This is a genomic window from Moorena sp. SIO3B2 (genome assembly GCF_010692525.1).
In the GTDB taxonomy this organism is placed as follows: Bacteria; Cyanobacteriota; Cyanobacteriia; order Cyanobacteriales; family Coleofasciculaceae; genus Moorena; species Moorena producens.
Window position 1 is genome coordinate 1 of sequence record NZ_JAAHHE010000589.1, and the last position, 2948, is coordinate 2948.

Here is a 2948-nt window from a genome sequence, read left to right on the forward strand (position 1 = left end):
GTCTGTGAGGTGTCTACTTGCAAATGTTCTTTAACCGTAATTTTTTGTTCTTCACACACCTCTAAATCAAACCAGAATGTTGTCCCAACTCCCACTTCACTGACTAAGTTTACTCGGCTATGATGTCTTTCGATAATGTTTCTGACAATTGAAAGCCCCAATCCCGTCCCTTCCAGGGTATGAACTCGGTTTTCTACCCGGAAAAATCGGTCAAAAATCGCCTGTTGGTCTTCTGGAGCAATGCCAATTCCCGTATCCGAGATTTCAATTCGCACCCTGTCTTTTCCTTCTTTGGTATTGAGTTCGGGTTCTAATTGATAAGCACGAATTACCACTCGTCCACCAGACTCAGTGAATTTCAAAGAGTTGCCCACTAAATTAGCCAAGACTTGGAGCAACAAATCGTAGTGACCCATAACTGGTGGTAAATCTGGTTCAATCTCCTGAGCCAGTTCAATAGTTTGGTCACGAGCGTTGAGCTGATAAGTGCGCAGGGTTTGCTCTATAGGTCGAACAATGTCAAAGGGTTCGAGTTGATAAATTCGACAAGATTCCAGCCGTGATAAATCTAGGACATCGTTAACTAGACGAGTTAGTCGGTCAGTTTCCCGATTAGCCGTGTCAAGAAACTCCTTGCGCTTAGCTTCGCTAAGTTTTTCGTCGTAGTCGTGGAGGGTTTCGATAAATGATTTAATGTTAAATAGAGGTGTTCTGAGTTCGTGGGAAACATTGCTGATGAAATTGCTTTTTGCCTGATTAAGTTCCACCTCACGGGTGATATCCTGAACAGTGATAGCAATTCCCTTAATATTTTCCCGGTATTGGTTGAGTACCTTACTTAGGAGAATGCGAACGGTGCGAGAGACCGGTTTGGTCAGAGTAATACGAAACTCTTCACCTTCGCGGGATTCCCGTTCTGTTTCTGTCTGTTTATCCGCTGTAGCCATTTGATACAGCGGTCGTGTTAGTTCCATTGTGACCACATCAGGGAGATGGTATAGGACATTTTTACCGACAATGTCTTGCTCCTCCCAACCAAAAATCCGCCGTGCTGTCGGGTTGACTAACATTACCTGAAAATTGGTATCAATCAGTACAGCACCATCGGCAATTGTGGAAACTAGAGTCTCTAACTTAGCTTTTTCTGCGGTAAGTTCTTCAATATTTTGCTCCTCATAGCGTTCTAAACGCTCTGCCATGTCATTGAAGCTAGACACCAATTCCCTCAGTTCTACTCCCAAAGGCATCTCAATCCGCTGCTTGAAATTACCAGCAGCAATATTTCTCACCCCTACTAGTAGTTCTTTAATGGGCTTAGTGATAGTCAAGGCGTTCCCCACTGCACCTAAAATCACCATCACCCAGATCGAGATAAACACAGCAATGGTAACATTTCTTGTTAAATTGGAAGAAACCACCACCGTAGGGTTAGGGTTAATGCCCACAGCCAAAACCCCTAAGTATTTGTTTTCGTCAATTAAGGGAACAAACACATCAGTGACTTGACCATCAGGAGTCAGGTGCTGCCGTGCCATGGGCTGATCAGAGTTTTTGGCGTCGCCCTCGGGTAGCTCAATCCGACGCTTAATGGTTAAAGAATTCTTTACTTCTGCTGCGGAGAAAGGAATACCAAAGATTATTTCCCCATCCTCGTCAGCATAGATAATGTAACGCACACTGGAGGTGCTAGTGTAGAAGCGGCTGGAAAAGCGAGCTAGTTCGTCGAAATTATTTGCCGCAACATGAGGTTCAACGTTGGCAGCCAGCAAGAGACCGAGATCACGACCAAAGCGAGTGTCGTTCATCCTAGCATCCTGCTGAATCGTATTCACCGCCCAGAAGGTCAAGCCACTCATGAGCAATGAGACAACCAGAGTGGCTGCTGCCATTAGCTTGGTCTGGAGGGTAAACTCCGACCACCAATGCCTGATAATGTCGATAAGGGTTTTTAGCAAAGCTAGCAAGGTCAGTTCAACTCTCTCAACAGGGAAGACAACAACACTCCTTCCAAAGGTAGATGCTTTGCCACAATCAAAGCATCTACTTTTGGCTATCCTCCAATTATAAGGCCAGAAAACCTGACCTCTTGATGGGAAAATAAAGATGATAGTAAGCTATCAGCTATCAGCTATCAGCTATCAGCTATCAGCTATCAGCCATTGTCCTTAGGCCACGCTAAGCGAACAGTTTATGAGGAAAGTCACAGGTTATAAGCCTGTGCCACGCTACTGTTCACGCAGCGTGCGCGTAGCGCAATCGGTACTTTTAGGTGCGACCCGTGGCGAATTTAATTCTTAATGGTAAGAGCGCACCTTTGAATAAAATAAGCTGACGGCTGACGCCTGACTGCTGAATGCTTACAGATGATAGGTGTTAGGTGTTAGGTCATAGGTCATAGGTGTCGGGTTTTAGGACATCAAGCCTAATCCTAACCCAAGCAATATGATGCTTAATGCTTCACTATTAAAGTTTTAAACTTCATTAATAAAGCATAATTTAATTATTTTGATGCATAAACACTTAATTATGCTGCTTTAATACTCAATTAGTTGGCAAGATTACACTTAACACCATTTGCCTCAAGCCTGATGCCTAACACCTATCACCTCATGACTCTTCTTGCCCAGATAGGACAAAATCCCAAGACCTAAGCCCACACTGCTAGCAGTCACTAACCAAAAACCACTGGTAAATTCTGGAGATTGATCCAATGCCCAACCTCCTAAAGACGGTCCAATAAAGTAACCTACTGCCCAACACTGAGATTCAAGGGAAAAGTAAACTCCTCGCAACGATTGTGGAGCTAAATACCCCACCAAAGAAGAGGCAGAAGGGAGATAAATTACCTTAGCAAAAGCTAATAGTAACAAAGCACAAAGTGCTGGAATAACTGCCAACTTAGAAACAACTCCTGTGAGCCAAACTAACACAAATCCTCCACACCACAG

General features: G+C 44.1%; 1 protein-coding gene and 1 pseudogene. Both read right to left on the reverse strand.

All coding sequences use genetic code 11. The features are described 5' to 3' along the window. On the reverse strand, nucleotides 1–1964 hold a 1964-nt coding region (gene nblS / locus F6K38_RS38440), incomplete at its 3' end, for a two-component system sensor histidine kinase NblS (RefSeq protein WP_287360195.1). Between the two features lie 615 nt (nucleotides 1965–2579). Beyond that, nucleotides 2580–2948 (reverse strand): annotated as a pseudogene (locus tag F6K38_RS38445) (MFS transporter); the annotation flags it as partial.